The organism is Rufibacter sediminis (genome assembly GCF_014269285.1).
Classification (GTDB): domain Bacteria; phylum Bacteroidota; class Bacteroidia; order Cytophagales; family Hymenobacteraceae; genus Nibribacter; species Nibribacter sediminis.
The window spans coordinates 59,663-76,976 of record NZ_JACOAF010000026.1; the positions used below are offsets into that span (position 1 = coordinate 59,663).

At 47.2% G+C, this 17,314-nt stretch carries 12 protein-coding genes; 10 read left to right on the forward strand and 2 right to left on the reverse strand.

All coding sequences use genetic code 11. The features are described 5' to 3' along the window. Nucleotides 1-108 precede the first annotated feature (108 nt). The 10 genes from H7U12_RS11170 (at nucleotide 109) to H7U12_RS11215 (ending at nucleotide 15,300) form a co-directional block, all read left to right on the forward strand. Nucleotides 109-1,437 (forward strand): PQQ-dependent sugar dehydrogenase, encoded by a 1,329-nt coding sequence (locus tag H7U12_RS11170; protein WP_186637533.1) that lies wholly within the window; start codon nucleotides 109-111, stop codon nucleotides 1,435-1,437. Between the two features lie 114 nt (nucleotides 1,438-1,551). Further along, the gene (locus H7U12_RS11175) at nucleotides 1,552-2,547 is read left to right on the forward strand and encodes an alpha/beta fold hydrolase (protein WP_186637536.1); all 996 of its coding nucleotides are present in this window, start codon (nucleotides 1,552-1,554) and stop codon (nucleotides 2,545-2,547) included. Nucleotides 2,548-2,693: 146 nt separating this feature from the next. Further along, the gene (locus H7U12_RS11180) at nucleotides 2,694-5,642 is read left to right on the forward strand and encodes an outer membrane beta-barrel protein (RefSeq protein ID WP_186637539.1); all 2,949 of its coding nucleotides are present in this window, start codon (nucleotides 2,694-2,696) and stop codon (nucleotides 5,640-5,642) included. Nucleotides 5,643-6,261: 619 nt separating this feature from the next. After that, nucleotides 6,262-9,204, forward strand: a complete 2,943-nt coding sequence (locus H7U12_RS11185) for an FAD-binding and (Fe-S)-binding domain-containing protein (RefSeq protein ID WP_186637550.1) — start codon at nucleotides 6,262-6,264, stop codon at nucleotides 9,202-9,204. Between the two features lie 121 nt (nucleotides 9,205-9,325). Continuing rightward, a complete protein-coding gene (locus tag H7U12_RS11190) occupies nucleotides 9,326-11,197 on the forward strand; it encodes a hypothetical protein (protein ID WP_186637552.1) in 1,872 nt (623 codons plus the stop codon). A gap of 61 nt (nucleotides 11,198-11,258) precedes the next feature. After that, nucleotides 11,259-12,146 (forward strand): PD-(D/E)XK nuclease family protein, encoded by an 888-nt coding sequence (locus H7U12_RS11195; protein ID WP_186637556.1) that lies wholly within the window; start codon nucleotides 11,259-11,261, stop codon nucleotides 12,144-12,146. 10 nt (nucleotides 12,147-12,156) lie between these two features. Beyond that, on the forward strand, nucleotides 12,157-12,732 hold the full coding sequence (locus H7U12_RS11200) for a hypothetical protein (protein WP_186637559.1): 576 nt from the start codon (nucleotides 12,157-12,159) through the stop codon (nucleotides 12,730-12,732). A 127-nt stretch (nucleotides 12,733-12,859) separates the two neighbouring features. Then, on the forward strand, nucleotides 12,860-13,027 hold the full coding sequence (locus H7U12_RS22455; protein ID WP_206683915.1) for an SRPBCC family protein: 168 nt from the start codon (nucleotides 12,860-12,862) through the stop codon (nucleotides 13,025-13,027). 129 nt (nucleotides 13,028-13,156) lie between these two features. Then, nucleotides 13,157-14,170 carry a zinc-binding alcohol dehydrogenase family protein gene (locus H7U12_RS11210; protein WP_186637562.1) on the forward strand — a complete coding sequence of 338 codons (1,014 nt, stop codon included), beginning with the start codon at nucleotides 13,157-13,159 and terminating at the stop codon, nucleotides 14,168-14,170. Nucleotides 14,171-14,796: 626 nt separating this feature from the next. Continuing rightward, nucleotides 14,797-15,300: a YkgJ family cysteine cluster protein gene (locus H7U12_RS11215; protein WP_186637565.1), complete on the forward strand. Its 504-nt coding sequence runs from the start codon at nucleotides 14,797-14,799 to the stop codon at nucleotides 15,298-15,300. Between the two features lie 597 nt (nucleotides 15,301-15,897). On the opposite strand, the gene H7U12_RS11220 is transcribed toward H7U12_RS11215, so the two are convergent. Further along, nucleotides 15,898-16,482 carry a TetR/AcrR family transcriptional regulator gene (locus H7U12_RS11220; RefSeq protein WP_186637568.1) on the reverse strand — a complete coding sequence of 195 codons (585 nt, stop codon included), beginning with the start codon at nucleotides 16,480-16,482 and terminating at the stop codon, nucleotides 15,898-15,900. Between the two features lie 78 nt (nucleotides 16,483-16,560). Next, on the reverse strand, nucleotides 16,561-17,313 hold the full coding sequence (locus H7U12_RS11225; RefSeq protein ID WP_186637570.1) for an SDR family NAD(P)-dependent oxidoreductase: 753 nt from the start codon (nucleotides 17,311-17,313) through the stop codon (nucleotides 16,561-16,563). Between the last annotated feature and the right edge of the window lies 1 nt (nucleotide 17,314).

Consider the following 17,314-nt stretch of genomic DNA (forward strand, 5'->3'; position numbering starts at 1 on the left):
GTATCTGGAAAACGGGGCTAGAACGCTTTGATCCGCTTTTCATAGAGCCAACTTCTCTTCTCCCCTGCGTATAACCGGGGATAAATACCTACCGTTTTACCCCAGACTATGAAAAGAATACGGATACCCGTGGCTTGTTTCCTGATGGCGAGCGGCTTGTATGCCTGCAACTCCCCTTCCAGCAAAGAGCAAACAACCGACGCGGGTACAGCAACCTCGGCCAATACGTCTACCGCTCCTCAATTACCGGCCCCTTACGCCACCGAATCGGTTAAAAACTACAGCAAGGTCATCGGCTGGCCCGCAGACAAACTGCCGCAGGCGCCACCCTCCTTTACCGTCAACAAGTTTGCCGATGGCTTACGCAATCCGCGCTGGATTTACGTAGCCCCTAACGGTAACATCTTTGTCTCTGAGGCCGAGACGGAGAAAAAAGGAGCCGAGAAAGTGGCGGCCAAAGTCACCGGCCAGGCCAGGTCCCAGAACATGGGCAAAAGCGCCAACCGCATCACCCTCTTCCGGGACAGAAACCAGGACGGCATTCCGGAGGAACGGTATACGTTTTTGCGGCGACTGAACCAACCCTTCGGGATGTTGGTGCTCAACGACTACTTCTACGTGGCCAACACCGATGGCCTGTGGCGCTACCCCTACCAAGCCGGCCAGACCAGCATCACCGGCAAAGGCGAGAAAATCCTGGAGTTGCCCGCCGGCGGCTACAACAACCACTGGACCCGCAACCTGCTGGCCAACGCCCAGGGCTCCAAAATCTATATCGCCGTTGGTTCTGGCTCTAACAACGGGGAAAACGGCATGGAGAACGAGGTGCGGCGCGCCAACATCCTGGAGATCAACCCCGACGGCTCGGGTGAGCGGGTGTACGCCAGCGGCCTCCGGAACCCCGTGGGCATTGACTGGGCACCCGGCTCCAACGTGCTGTGGGCGGCGGTGAACGAACGCGATGAACTGGGCGATGAGCTGGTACCCGATTACCTGACCAGCGTGAAAGAAGGCGGTTTCTACGGCTGGCCGTATGCCTATTTCGGGCCCAACGAAGATCCCCGCATGAAAGGCCAGCGCCCCGATCTGGTGAAGAAAACCCTGGTGCCCGAGGTCTCACTGGGCGCACACACGGCCTCGCTGGGACTGGCCTTTTACAAGAAATCGGCGTTTCCGGGCAAATACCGGGGCGGTGCCTTCATCGGGCAACACGGTTCCTGGAACCGGTCTGATCTGGTGGGCTACAAAGTGGTGTACGTGCCGTTCCAGAACGGAAAACCCACCGGTCCGCCCGAGGATTTCCTGACCGGCTTCATCGCAGATTCCACCAAGAACGAAGTGTACGGCCGTCCGGTGGGGCTGGCAGTGCTCCCTGATGGTTCCCTGCTGGTGGCCGATGATTCAGGAAACACCATCTGGCGGGTGGCCGCGAAATAACGTACACTCATTAAAGACAACCTATAGCCCCGGAACCGACGTTTTGGGGCTACTTTGCGTAAAACACAAGCTAAACGGATGCCCCGTTTTCTATCTGTCAAGTACCTTTTACCTATGAAATACTCAAAGATCTTCCTCTTCTTCAGTCTTTTACTGCTTACCCTTTCCTCTCACGCGCAGCTCCAGCCGCTGGATGCGGAATTGACCACGTACCAATACCCCTTCCCGGTGGCTTTCCACCCGGTGAAAGTACAGCAGCAGGCGTTCAAAATGGCGTACATGGACGTGAAACCGCAGAAAGCCAACGGCAAAACTGTGGTGCTGCTGCACGGAAAGAACTTCAACGGGGCTTACTGGGAGCAAACCGCCAAGGATCTGTCTAAGAACGGTTACCGGGTCATCATCCCAGATCAGATTGGCTTCGGGAAATCGTCTAAGCCGCAGAACATCCAGTACTCGTTCCAGATGCTGGCCCAGAACACCAAAAGCCTGCTGGATACCTTGGGCGTAAAGAAAGCCACGGTGCTGGGCCACTCCATGGGCGGCATGTTGGCCACCCGTTTTGCGCTCATGTTCCCGGAAACGACTGAGAAACTGGTGCTGGAGAACCCCATCGGGCTAGAGGACTGGAAACGCTGGGTGCCTTACCAGAGCGTGGAGAAATGGTACGCCGGCGAGCTGAAGCAGACGCAGGAAAGCATTAAGAAGTACCAGCTGGACAACTACTACGGCGGCCAATGGAAACCCGCTTATGACAAAGGAGTGAACCTGCTGGCCGGCTGGACCATTGGACCCGATTACCCCAAAGTCGCCTGGAACGCCGCACTCACGTATGACATGATCTTCACGCAGCCGGTGGTGTATGAGTTCGATCAGCTCAAAATGCCCACGCTCCTGATCATCGGGCAGCGCGACCGCACGGCTTTGGGCAAAGCGAACGCGCCCGCCGCCGCCCGCGAGAAACTGGGCAACTACCCGGCCCTGGGCAAAGAAACCGCCCGGAAGATACCCAATGCCAAACTGATAGAGCTGGACAACGTGGGGCACCTGCCGCACATTGAGGCGTATGATCGATTTATCCAGCCGTTTCTGGCTTTTCTGAAAGGATAATAGTCAAGTTCTCCGCTTCCGCATCGCAACACATTTTACTATTCTGTTTAGGGGCTCTTTTTCGGAAATCAGCCCCTAAACAGAATAATTTCAAGGTCCTTTAAACTTATTGAAGATTGCTTGGTCTAAGCACAAATCAATGTTCAATGAGAAAAATATCTTTACTCTTCTTTCTGTTTCTAGCCATCTCCGTTGCAGGATATGGTCAGTCAACCTCCGTGCGTGGCCAGGCCGTGGGAGGTGGTTCTCCCCTGATTGGAGCCACCGTGGCGCTGCTGAACGCGCAGGATTCCAGTGTGTACAAAGGAGCCGCCACCGACGTGGAAGGCCGGTTTGAGATTGCCGGAATTCAGAACGGGCGCTTTGTCCTGAAGATTTCCTACTTAGGTTTCGGGACGCTCTACCGTTCTGTGACGGCTACCGGTGCTCCCATCCAATTGGGTACGCTCACCCTCAGCGCCGGCGCCACCACCCTCCGCGAAGTGGAAGTAGTGGGCCGCGCCGCCACCGTGATTCAGAAACAGGATACCTCTGAGATGAACGCCGCTGCCTTCAAAGTGAACCGCGACGCGAACGCCGAGAACCTCATCCAGAAAATGCCGGGCATTACCATCCAGAACGGACAGGTACAGGCCCAGGGCGAGCGCGTGCAGCGGATTCTGGTAGACGGGAAAGAATTCTTCGGGGAAGACCCTAATGCCGTGCTTAAAAACCTGCCGGCCGAGGTGATCTCCAAAATTCAAGTTTTCGACCGCCAGAGCGATCAGGCCCAGTTTACCGGCTTTAACGACGGCAACGAGCAGAAAACGATCAACATCGTGACCAAACCCGAGTTCCGGACCGGCCGTTTCGGGCGGATCAGTGCGGGTGCGGGAACCGATGGTCGCTATAGAATCAGCGGGAACATCAACCAGTTTGAGGGTGACCGCCGCATTTCCATTGTGGGCCTGAGCAATAACGTGAACGAGCAGAACTTCTCCTCCGAAGACCTGGTGGGCGTAGCCAGCGCCTCTAGCCGGGGCGGCGGCGGAAACCGGGGCGGCGGAGGCGGTGGTGGTCCCCGCGGTGGCGGAGGTGGCGGCTTTGGCGGCGGCAACAACACCGGCGACTTCCTGGTGAACACCAACAACGGGATTGCCAAAACCAACGCCATAGGCATCAACTACCTGGACAAATGGGGCAAGAAAGTAGACGTGCAGGGCAGTTACTTCTTCAACCACACAGACAATGACTATACCTATTCTTCATTCAGAAACTTTGAACGCGACGGCTACCAGGTGAGGGAGAATGGTAACTCTGACGGCATAAACCAGAATCACAGATTCAATTTGAGGTTAACTTATAACATAGACTCGGCTAACTCCATCATTGTGCGGCCAAGGCTGAGTGTGCAGCAGAACAACGGAGACAGCTTTACAGAATCTAACCTGCTGGGGAACCTGGATGGGCAATCAAGAAACATCTTCATCAATAATTTTGACAACCTGTTCCGGTCAGATTTAAAGGGCATCAACTTTAACAACAATATTTTGTACCGCCACAGTTTTGCCAAAAGAGGCCGCACCATCAGTTTGGATGTATCTAATGGTTATAACCAGAACAAGGGAGACAACAGATCAGACATCTCTTACTTCTTTGACCGGAACAACGAGGGCGATGACTCGCTGGTTTATTTGAACTCCAACTTAAACAACAGAGGCTACTCTGTGGGAGGAAGCCTGAACTATACGGAACCTCTCACCCAGAACACCCAGTTGCAATTGACGTACGCCACCAACTACAGCAACTCAGACGGCGACAGACGTACCTACCAGTTCCGCCCGGTGTCGGAACTCTATGACAGCCTGGTGGCCAACCAGTCCAGCACGGTAGATAATGTGACCAGAACGCAGGAGTTTGGCGGAGGCTGGCGCTACAATACACGCAACTTCCAGTTGATGCTGAGTGCCCGTTACCAGTGGTTAGAGCTTTCCACCGATCAACTCTACCCTACCGCCATAGACACCACCCGCAACTACCACAATGTGTTACCGTTTGCCATGCTGCGTTACAACTTCAACCAGGACCGTAACATCCGGATCTTCTACATGGGCCGTTCACAGACTCCTTCGGTAGACCAGTTGCAGAGCGCGGTAGACGTGTCTAACCCTACTTTGATCACGCAAGGAAACCCCAACCTGGGCCAGAGTTTCAGCCATAACTTCAACATCCGGTACTCCGCCGCCAACCCCGGCAAGTCATCTAACTTCTTTGCGGTTTTAGGCGGTTCTGTGAGCCAGGATTACATTGGGCGATTGACCATCAGAAACAACGCCCGAGGCGAAAACGCCCCTTCCTACACCACTCCTTCCGGTATTGTGTTAAGGAGCGGAGTACAGCTTTCTTCTCCGGTTAACTTATCAGGTCAGTACTCGCTCCGTTCTTTCTTCAACTATGGCTTACCTTTAGGTTTCATCAAGTCAAACCTGAACCTGAACGCCAACGCGACTTACTCTTTCACCCCTGCCTTGTACGCCGATACGGAAAGTGATTATCGGATCGTGAACAACGATACCAAAAGCACGAACTTGGGCGGGGGCGTGGTTTTGAGCAGCAACATCAGCGAGAACTTTGACTTCCTGGTATCCACCAATGCCACCTACAATAAAGTAGACTATACCTACCTCACCCAGCAGGGTAACAACAACTACAACCAAAGCAGCTTTGTGCGCCTGAATTGGCTCGCCTGGAAAGGGTTGAACATCACCACCGAGGTGAACCACCAATACAACGGCGGGCTATCTGCGGGCATAGACAAGACGTTCATGCTCTGGAACGGCAGCATTGGCTACAAGTTCATGAAAGACAAGCAAGCCGAAATCCGGTTGTCAGGGTTTGACTTACTAGGTGAAAACACCAGCATTCAGCGGAATTACCAGGCCAACTACATTGAAGACGTACAGACCACCGTGTTGCAGCGTTACTTCATGCTAAGCTTCAACTACAACCTGCGCCAGTTTGGATCAAGCCGCGGCGGCAACACCCCTCCAGCCACCCCAGGCGGTTACCCGGGAGGTGGCTACCCCGGCGGTGGTCGCCCGGGCGGCAACTTCTAAGCTTTTCCTGACCATTTCCTGTTTCGGGCCTCTTTTTCAGAAAAGAGGCCCGAAACTGTTTTTAGGACTTTCTGTTTCATCGTTCACCGAGGTTTGCGCCAGAAAGAGAGAAAATATGAGTTCATTTTCAAGCCGTTTTTTAAAACCAGCCCAAAACGCAGAGACTATTCCCACGCATTCCGTCCCCCTTTGAAGGGGGTAGGGGGATGACCAAGACGGCAGAAGAACCATTAACTTCAGCTAAAATGATTGAGAAAATGAATCTCTGGAATGTTTTATCAGCATGAGTCATCATCCCCCTACCCCCCATTCGAAGCGGGACGGAATGCGTGTCTCAGCGCTAACGAGTGTTTTGGCCCCGATTTCGGAAAAACGGCCGTGAAACGCCTTGCCAGCTGTAGAGATAGAGCCAGAAGTTGTAAGACGGGCTAAAATCCCTTTTGACTTTCCCTTTAGAGCCCTTACATTCGGGAATTAGAGAGGATGGAAGCCCCGGTTGGCGCGAGTACTTGTTTGCATTTACGTTCTCCCCAGAAACCCCGCGGATCTTCCCTCTCGCTTTTTCAGCTTTTTTAAGCGGCCCCTCTGCTCCGGTTGCGAGCGGACCCGCCCTACTTTCATGAGTCCGGAGAAATTACTGTACCTCGCCCAGAAACTGGAAGGCGAACTTCATTACGATAATACCTACCTCACCCTGTACGCCACCGACGCCTCGGCGTACCGTGAGAAGCCGTTGGCCGTCGCATTTCCGGCCTCGGTGGAAGACCTGAAAACCCTGATCTTGTTTGCCAAACTGGAAGGCACGTCGCTGATTCCGCGCACGGCGGGTACGTCGTTGGCGGGCCAGGTGGTGGGCAGCGGCATTGTGGTGGATGTTTCCAGAACGTTCACCAAGATTCTGGAAGTAAACCCTGCCGAAGGCTGGGTGCGCGTGGAGCCGGGCGTGATACGTGATGAGCTGAACATGTTCCTGCGGCAGCATGGCCTGTACTTCGGGCCGGAAACGTCTACGGCGAACCGTGCTATGATTGGCGGCATGGTGGGCAACAACTCCTGCGGATCTAACTCTATTGTGTACGGCAGTGCGCGCGAACACCTGCTGAGCGTGAAAGCCATTCTGAGCGATGGCACCGAGGCGGAGTTCGGGGCGTTGACCTTGGAAGAATTTGAGGCCAAGTGCCGCGGTGAGAACACCTCGGGTGATCTAGAGACCCGCATTTACCAGGCCACCAAGGCCATGCTGAGCCACGGGCCTACGCAGGAGAACATCCGGGCGGAGTTTCCGAAGCCCAGCATCCAGCGCCGGAACACCGGGTACGCCATTGACCTGCTGCTGGAAACCGAGCCGTTTACCCAAGGCAAAGAGCCGTTCAACTTCTGTAAACTCATTGCCGGTTCTGAGGGTACGCTGGCCTTCCTCACCGAAATTAAATTGCACGCCGATCCGCTTCCACCGAAGGAAATCGGTTTGCTGTGTATCCACTGCGAGACCGTAGATGAATCCCTCAGGGCGAATTTGGTGGCGCTGCGCCATAACCCAAGCGCGAGTGAGCTCATGGACCACTACGTGCTGGAGTGTACCAAAACCAACATTGAGCAGAGCCAGAACCGCTTCTTCGTGCAGGGTGACCCGGGCGCCATTCTGGTGGTAGAATTCACCGACCATACCCAGGCCGCTATTCAGGAAAGAGCCAATGCGCTGATCAAAGACTTAGAAGAAAATAAACTGGGCTACCACTATCCGCTGGTACTGGGCACCGACACCAAGAAAGTCTGGACCCTTAGAAAAGCAGGCCTTGGGTTGTTGTCTAACATCCCAGGAGATGCTAAACCAGTGGCCGTGATTGAAGATACGGCAGTAGATGTAGCAGATTTGCCGGAGTTCATCCGGGAGTTTAACCTCACGCTGGAGCAGTACGGCTTGTACTGCGTGCACTATGCCCACGCGGGTACCGGTGAGCTGCACCTGCGGCCAATCATTGACCTGAAGACCGAGGAAGGCAACAAGCTGTTCCGGGACATTGCCACCGAGATTGCCCATCTGGTGAAGAAATACCGCGGCTCGCTGAGCGGCGAGCACGGCGATGGCCGTCTGCGCGGTGAGTTTATCCCGTTCATGATTGGCGAAGAAAACTACAAGCTGCTGGATGAAGTGAAGCGCGTGTGGGACCCAGCCAACATCTTCAACCCGGGCAAGATTGTGAACACGCCGTCTATGAACACCTTCCTGCGCTATGAACCCGGACAGGAGACCCCGGAGTTTGACACGGTGTTCAAGTTCAGCCAGGCGGGGGGTGTGCTCAGAGCCGCTGAGCTTTGCAACGGCTCCGGCGACTGCCGCAAAACGCACCTTACCGGCGGTACCATGTGCCCTAGTTACATGGTCACCCGCAATGAGAAAGACACTACCCGCGGACGGGCCAACGTGATGCGCGAGTTCCTGACTCGCTCGCCCAAAGCCAATCGCTTTGACCACCATGAAATTAAGGATGCCATGGACCTGTGCCTTTCCTGCAAAGGCTGCAAGTCTGAGTGCCCATCTAACGTAGACGTAGCCAAGCTGAAAGCCGAGTTCCTGCAGCATTACTATGATGCCAATGGCGTTCCGTTCCGTACGCGCCTCATTGGTAATTTCAACAACGCGAACAAACTGGCCTCGCTCCTGCCGGGTGCCTACAACCTGCTCTTCAAAAACGATTTCACGGCAAAAGCCTTCAAGAAAGCCGTAGGTTTCGCGCCGGAGCGCACCTTGCCATTGTTGCACAAAACCACGCTGCGCAGCTGGTTTAAGAAGCACCAAGCCGAGAAAGTGAAAGAATGCGCCGCGCCTAAAAAGAAAGTGTACCTGTTCTGCGACGAGTTCACCAACTACAATGACACGCCCATTGGCATCAAAGCGGTGCTGCTGCTGGAGAAACTGGGCTATGAGGTAGTAATACCGGAGCATGAGGAAAGCGGCCGTACCTACCTGTCTAAGGGTCTGGTGCGCGAAGCCAAGAAACTGGCCCAGAAAAACGTGGCCCTGCTGCACAAACTTATCTCTTCTGAGACGCCGCTCATAGGCATTGAACCCAGCTGTATTCTCTCCTTCCGTGATGAATACCTTGATCTGGTAGACGAAGACCAACTGGAAGACGCCAAAAAGCTTTCTATCCACTGCCTTCAGTTTGATGAGTTCATTGCGCGTGAAATCCTGAACAAGAACATTGAGAAGGATCTCTTCAAAACCGAGGCCCGCCTGATTAAACTGCACGGCCACTGCCACCAGAAGGCCCTTTCCAGCGTGCTGTACACCCAGCAGATGCTGAGCTTACCGGCCAACTACAAGGTAGAAGTCATTCCATCGGGTTGCTGCGGTATGGCCGGCTCCTTCGGGTATGAAGCCGAGCATTACGAGGTCTCCATGAAAGTAGGCGAACTGGTGCTCTTCCCTACCGTCCGCCAACAACCCGCCGAGGTCATCATCGCCGCCCCTGGCACCAGCTGCCGCCACCAAATCCACGACGGCACCGGCAGAGACGCCCAGCACCCTATTGAGGTTTTGTATGAAGCGTTGAGGTAATGGGTGGTTATAGTAAAAAGGGCTAATTTAGATTTAGCCCTTTTTCATTATTTATAATTCAATTTACTTGATCAAACTAAAACAAATAAAATTAGAGAACCAACTGGTATTAAATTCAATTATGGAAAGAAGAATTGAAGAGGATATTCCAATTTTAGGCAAAGTATATGTTAACTTTGTTAATTTAGCCTCTATAGTTTTTGAATTATATGAAAAAGAGAATGAGATAGCAAGACAAAAAAACATCCCTCACCTTGGCTTAATTGCTAGAGCATTTAAGGGTGTAAACCACTCTAGATATGAATACCTTATAATACAATGTGTTATTTCAGAATTAGCAGATAATAATTTTAAGGGAACTACAAGTGCACAGGGTAATATAAAAATAAATGGACAAAGCTATTTTGGAAATGATGTTATTAAAATGTGGTTTCTTCTTTCAAACTTTGGACATTGCAAAAATACAGTAGGTGATGAAAAAGCACTTCTTCTAAAGGCAAATCAAAAAAAAGGCTTCAGATCTCAATTAATAAACTCATTAAAGGACGATGAACTTAAGATTTGGGCTAATAATACAATAGACAATTTTGATTATATTAAGTTTCATCACATTTTATCTATTAGAAGAATATACAAATCTATACCTAGAAAACTTGATATTCAAAAGAAAATTATATCTGTATATAAATTATTATTACTTGACTCGTCATTAACTACTACAATAGCCAACCAATTACAAGTTGAGCAGTTAAAGATAATTTACAATAACATCAGAGACCTTTCTATTCTAGCACTTGACTCTAGAAATTCATCTCTACCTATTTCAATTGATATATTATCAACTGTTCTATCTTTTGATTTTTATGAGAACAGATATCAACAAACAAGGGCAAGTCAGATTTTTAATCCTATGATGTCTCTTCTTTACGATACGCTTTATTTAAATATAAAAAGCCAGACACGACAAAGGGCATATGAAATTAATGCATTTTCCTCTTTAGAGGACAATATCAATACTTGTATCGAGAGAGCGTTTAATAATGGGCTTGCAAATCCAAATGAATGTAATCTCACACACTTTTTGCGTATAGAATTGCATATTAATAATGTTGATGAAATTCATTTAGGAAAAGCACTTAGAAACTGCTTAACAGTAAAAAGAGGCATAAATAATTACGTGGAAGCGTCTTTGGACTTCAATCCTTTCACTTCAATTAGAGTAATAGACTTTTACATAGTAGATAATCACTTTGATGTAAGTCATTTACCAAAATTCTTAACTAATATAAACGGAATTTTAGAAAACCAGATTAGAGGCACCTTAATAAACTTAATACACAATAAATTACACATATTTGACGGCTTAAACAAAGGAATAAAAAATATAAGTTTATCTGAAGACAATGAAACAATTCTTCGTGATTCAATATTTGAAAGTATTTCATCTGAATATTTTCAACAAATAATAGAAAATAATATACCAGCATTCAGAAATATATTATGGGCAGTCCTTAGATTTCATATAAAAGATAACTACTATTTTGACATAGATCATCACACATCAAAAGATTATAAATTTTTTGGAGTTAACCGAAACAATGAAGAAGACCTACTTACTATTGAAGTAGATCGTGCAATTTCTACAACTACTGATAATGACAGAAAACATGAACTAAAACAATTATTGCAATCAATTAAAAGAAAATTTAAAGGAACCACAATAGCTTGTTTATCTAGAATTACTGTATATGACTATTCCAAATCCCCAGATAAAAGAAAAGTGACTGATATAGATTCATTAGTCTTAAAATTCAATGAAGATACTATGTTACTTGAATTACATGAATCGAAAAATACTAGAACCCCTTATCGCGATGCAAAAAAAGATCTAAACCAAAAATTAATTTCCATTCTTAATAAAAATTGTACTGGCTATCGCATTAGAGAAGTAAAAGGATATGGCGCGAAGCTTATTATTAAACATAACTCCTAATATTGATTTAACTTTATAATCGGAGGCTAGGCATTTTTCGTTATATGAATTTAGTTTAAACATGAAATTAGTGCTTGACTGCTATTTAACAGCTATACAGAACAAAAATTATAAATTTCTTTCTATAAACCAAGATATCATTGATGATTGGGCCCTTATTCAAAACGATACAAATAGGAAATCAATAGTTTCGCATAAATCAGTAGTCTTTTCAATTAGTCAACTTTTTAAAAGAACTACAGCTGACTATAATTTAATTTCATTTGATAACATTATATTATGGTATAGAAATGTCCTAACTGATAATGAAAAACATTATAAAGCTGGCCATAATTTTAATATATTCAATCTTCTGAAGGACAAGTTTGGATTTAGTATACAAGAAACCATGCATAGTAAGCTTTTACAGTTTTTACTAGATACTAATGAAACACATGGTCAAGGCGGGAAATTCCTTTTAGAATTTCTTAAAATGTTAAACGTTGAATCTCCTGAAAAAGGAGTTTGGGATGTAACAGCAGAAATTGGTAGAATTGATATTTTAATTACAAGGAAGCTTCCACATAGCATTATTATAATTGAGAATAAGTCAAATTGGGCTATTGATCAAAAAAACCAATTGTATAAGTATTGGTACAATGCTATATTCTTAAAAACAAAAGAGTATAGCACAAGCTTCTATGAAAGAAATGTTAACAATTATAAAATCCTTTATTTAGTTCCAAACACACATAAAGAGCTGGAATATCAAAGCATTTCAAAGCCCAAAGAACTCCCATACTCATCATATCATGACCTTCCTGATATAGTACCAATACAAATAACTATAGTGTCTTTTGATGAGCACATTCAAAGATGGTTAACTAACTGTTTAAGTGTTTTACCTGCAGACAACCATAGGATTAGAGAATATATAATTCAGTATCAACACTTATGCAACAATCTTTAGTTTTAAATAAATGAATGAAGAACTTATAATAAGAGCAATGGATCTCTTTGATTCACCTGACAAATGGAATTCTTTTTGCGAGCTAATGAACAGAAATGGAGAAATCCAAAATAGATGGTGGAAAAAATTACAAACAGAAGTATATCAAAGAGAAAAGAGAAATGGCAATCCTGACTGGGATATAACCATTTGGAATCATTGGGATATGAAATGGAGTATTAGAAATGAAAACCCTCAAAGCCTTATGATTCACTTCTATGGTGACGCTTTCAGACTTTTTTCAAATGCTGGTTATCTAGACATGTCTAAAGTAGGTGAGTTATTGAAAGATCCTAAATTCAGCATATTACAAACTTGTTTTGACAGAATAGATGGAAGCGACTTTCAAACAATTGGCTGGGAATACAGAAATTTTTATTTTGACACTGTTTATGATGGTAGATTTCCTGACGCAAGAACATTATCTTGGTATGCAGGTAATAAAACCGCTGAATTTGCAGATCAGTTAATTAATAAGGTAAGAAAATTTCAAACTCCTGAAATGACTGAATTAATAAAGGAGATAAATATCAAATGCAAAAAATAATAAGTTGAGCAGCCACATTACGGCATTTGAGCTGTCCTATTTCTTTGCAGATGAAATGCTCACCGGCGCGTTCAAAAGTTTTAGGCATAAGCACAGGTTTGAGGCCTTAGCCGGAGGGACTACTCACATGATAGATGTGTTTCACTATACCTCGCCCTTGGGTGTGCTGGGCAAGCTGGCAGATTACCTGTTTCTAAAGCAGTATAGGCCGCACCTGCTTTTGGAGCGGAACCGGGTAATCAAAGAAGTGGCGGAAAGCGGCAAGTGGCAGGAGGTTCTCGCTATGGAAAAGTAGGCGGTGCTGTAAGCATCCTGAAAAGTAGAACTGATAGAGATAGGGGAAAGAAGAACTCCTGACAACCCCACAGGAATTTATCGGTAACAGTTTCTAGAACTTCTATCTAATACCAAAGAAACAGATCTTATGAAAGCAATTGGATTTAAAACGTCATTACCCATTGAGGAAGCGGATAGCTTTCTTGAGTTTGAAAAAGAAATACCAACTGCGCAAGGAAAAGACATTCTGGTAAAGGTGGAAGCCATATCGGTCAACCCTGTAGATTATAAAATAAGAAGAAACAGCCTCAAAGACAAGCAACAAGATACCCCGAAGGTCATTGGTTGGGATGCAATAGGTACCGTAGAAGCTACCGGCGAGGAGGTGACCCTCTTCCAGAAAGGTGACAGGGTATTATATGCAGGAGACCTGACAAGAGAAGGCTCTAACCAGGAGTATCAGTTAGTGGATGAACGCATTGTAGGGTTCGCCCCGAAAAACATCAGCATGGAACAGGCTGCCGCCATGCCGCTTACTTCCCTTACGGCCTATGAACTGTTCTTTGACCATTTTGGATTGAGCAAAGAGAAAGATGCAGGTAAAACCCTGCTTATTATTGGCGGGGCAGGAGGTGTTGGTTCCGTGGCCATCCAACTGGCTAAAAAGCTGCTGGGGTTAACGGTTATCGCCACCGCATCCAGAGACGTTACCATTGATTGGTGCAAAAAAATGGGTGCTGACCATGTAGTCAACCACACCAATCTGGTGCGTGAGGTAAAAAATATCGGCTTTGAACAGGTAGACTATATTGTAGACTTTGTAGACCTGAATCAATATTGGGAGGCCTTAGTAGAACTCATTAAACCGCTGGGAAAGGTAGGCTCCATCAGCGACCCGACTGAACCAGTAAAATTACAGCAGCTCAAAAGAAAGAGCGTCAGCTTTTATTGGGAGCTGATGTTTACCCGCTCTATGTTTCAAACAGAAGACATGGTACAGCAGCACCACATTCTAAACAAAGTTGCGCAACTGCTGGATGAGGGCACCTTACAACCAACCCTCAATACCACTATGCAAGGCTTAACCGCCGAAAACCTGAAAGAAGCGCATCGTTTACTGGAAAGTGGCAAAGCCATTGGGAAAGTGGTCCTGAAGTTCTAAAAGACAAAACTGCATCGTAATTCTTGAGGCCAGCGTAACTAAGTACTTGGGCAGAAATAACGAAACATTCCTCTCCTCTCTGTCATCCTGAAAGGATCTTGGTGGCGAACGGCAGTAGCGGTTTATAAGAGCCTATCTAGTTCGTCACCAAGATCCTTTCAGGATGACAAAATGTATACTTTAATTTGTCTTTCTGCTTACTTACTAAGCCGAACAAGTGATTAAACAAGAGGCTGAAAAGCGGCAGGTGGAAGGAGATTCTCAGTATTGAAAAGCGGGTCATTCTATCGGCCAATGTTTAGCGGCTCTTTTTCTTAAAACGGCCTCAAAACAGAAAAAGCTTAGCCTGATTGGGTGGACACAGCCACCAAATATCATAACCGAGTACCAGCCTGCTTTTCACCTCACACAGGTCATCGCGTCAAATAAAAACTTATCTACGTTTAGGTCAGGTTTGGGGCAAGCAATTATAAAAAAGGTGTGCTTCCACCAATAAACTTGATGGTAAACACGTCTAGTATAGAAAGAACTTGCTCCGCGATGGGCTTGGCATCTACGAAACAGTAGCACCCAAATGCAAATGTTCTCTAAGAGTTTCCGTTACAAAAGCCTTACATTTGGAGAATATGGAAGACTCAACCAATCTTTGTTTAGCTTGTGGATTATGCTGTGACGGCACGGTGATTGGTTTTGTGCAGCTGGGCCGGGAAGAATTGCCTGCCTACCGGGATATGATGGATGTGGAGAATTCCAATGGGGAAGGCTTTTTTCTTCAGCCCTGTAAAAAGTTCTGCGATGGTTGCACTATTTACACCAATAGGCCGAAACAATGCGCCAAGTATGAGTGCGCTCTTTTAAAAGCCCTGGATGAAAAAGAACTGGCTTTTAATGCTGCTGTTGAAATCACCAAGGAAGTGAAACAAAAGAAAATCGCCTTACAAGAAAGGTTAGATTCTCTGCAGATCAAGCTGCACTCGCAATCTTTTTACTTTCAAATGGCTGAATTGAATAAGTTGTTACTCCATAGCGGGGCTGAATTATTAGCAACCCAAGACCATTTAGCGTTAAGAGCTGAACTGAACCAACTGGACAATTTGCTGTCAAATAAATTTGGGGGCTCTACGTTTTAATGAGATTGGAAGCTATCAGGCAACGAGAGAACTACTTATAATTCCTTATTTTCTTTTGTACTTCATAAAAACGGCCCCAAAACAACTTTGCGTTTTGGGGCCGTTTTTATGAATCTAAGCTAAAACTGAAATTTAACGTAAACTCGGGAACTGAAAAAGGCTTTAGAAACGATCAGTATCCTCGGAACCCCCAATATCGCCTAATACAGGCGAATTCTCCCCTTGAGGGGAGTTAATGGGGTGTTTACACCTGCCGGACACGCATTGCTTCCCATATTCTTCTTCTATTATAAGAAGTTACCTGTTGTGATTAACTCTGAGATGTGTGTCCCCTGTGTAAACACTCCTCTTTATCTCCCCTCAAGGGGAGAATCCGCTCGCTTAACCTGTGATAAGGTTGGCTAAAGGAGCCAAATAATTACCGAGTTCACGTTAGTTTATTTTTTGACTCAGGTGAATGGTCTTTAAGCAGGTGTCAACTTTATCACTGTTTTTTTAAGATGGCTTTTGTTCAGCGAACGCCACTCCACAACATGCTTTTTCATGAAGTACCTCCAGAAGAAACGGAACCAGAGAGCAAAGCTCTTATCTAAAAAATCAAGCTTTTAAAGCAGCTAAGCATACGTTGATAATATCATCGAAGGCTTGTTTACGGGTTTCCACCTTAACCGTAACCCGCAGTCCGTTCAAGGTGTTGAGGAAGAACCGGGACAGCGACAGGGCCGAGAATTGCGTGGTAAAGACGCCTTGCTCCTGCCCTCGCTGGATGGCGTTACACGCCGCATCTTCCATGTCCTGGGTAATCGACTGCACAATAGTGGCTACCTCGGGGTCACACGGGGCCAACTCCACCGCTGAGTTGACGATAAAGCAGCCTCGGGCATAATTTTCCTGAAGGGCTTCGTTCTTCACGTATTCAAACATATCCCGGAGGTATTTCTCCACATCCGGGGCAGTGGCCGCTTCCTGAATAACGTGGTCAATACGCTCCAGACGGTATTTTTTGAGGGCTCTCACAAACAGCGAGTGTTTGTCGCCGTAGGTGTCATACAAACTGGAGCGGCTAATGCCCAGCCGGTCCACCAAATCCTGGGCCGTGGTAGCCGTGTAGCCTTTTTCCCAAAACAAGTGCATGGCCTTGTTTAAGATCAGATCTTCGTCAAATACCTTCGTTCTGGCCATAAAAATATCTTTGTGAGACAAAAATGCCCCACAAAGATACAGAATACGGAACGGATGTTCCAGATTTAATCAAAAAAATTATAAGCGGATGGCATTCACCGAGGCTCCGCCATCTACGGTAAACTCTCCCCCGGAAATATAGGAAGCATCATCCGAAGCCAGGAAGGAAACCAGCTTGGCTACTTCCTCGGGTTTGCCGTAGCGCCGGAACGGCATTTTACTTTTAATGTAGGTATGAATCTCTTCGTTGGCGAACTGGCCTTGGTAAATGATCGGCGTCTCGGTCATAGAGGGGGCCACAATATTTACCCTGATTTTTCTGTCGGATAACTCCACCGCGACAGACTTACTATAGGCGGTAAGCGCCGCTTTGCTGGCCCCATAAATAGCGGTTCCGGTAGCCACCACAAACGCACTCACCGAGGTCATGTGAATGATAGACGCGCCGTCCTTCAGCAGAGGGATAAACTTCTCGGTGGTAAATACCGCCCCCTTGAAGTTGATGTCGATGAGCGTATCAAAGGTTTCTTCGGTCACCTGCCCAATGGGTTCCTGCAACGCCACGCCCGCATTCACAAAAAGCACATCAACGGTGCCGTAGGTGGCCTTTACCTGCTCCACCAGCGCTTCTATGTCCTTCATCTGGGCCACATCAGATCGAATGCCCAGCGCATTGCTGCCTAATTGTTCCACCGCATCCTGTAGGGTCTTCTGGTTGCGCCCGGTAATCACCACCATGGCTCCCTGCTGGACAAGTTCCTGCGCCGTGGCAAAGCCAATCCCCGAGTTGCCGCCCGTAATCACCGCTACTTTGTTTTCTAACTTTCTCATG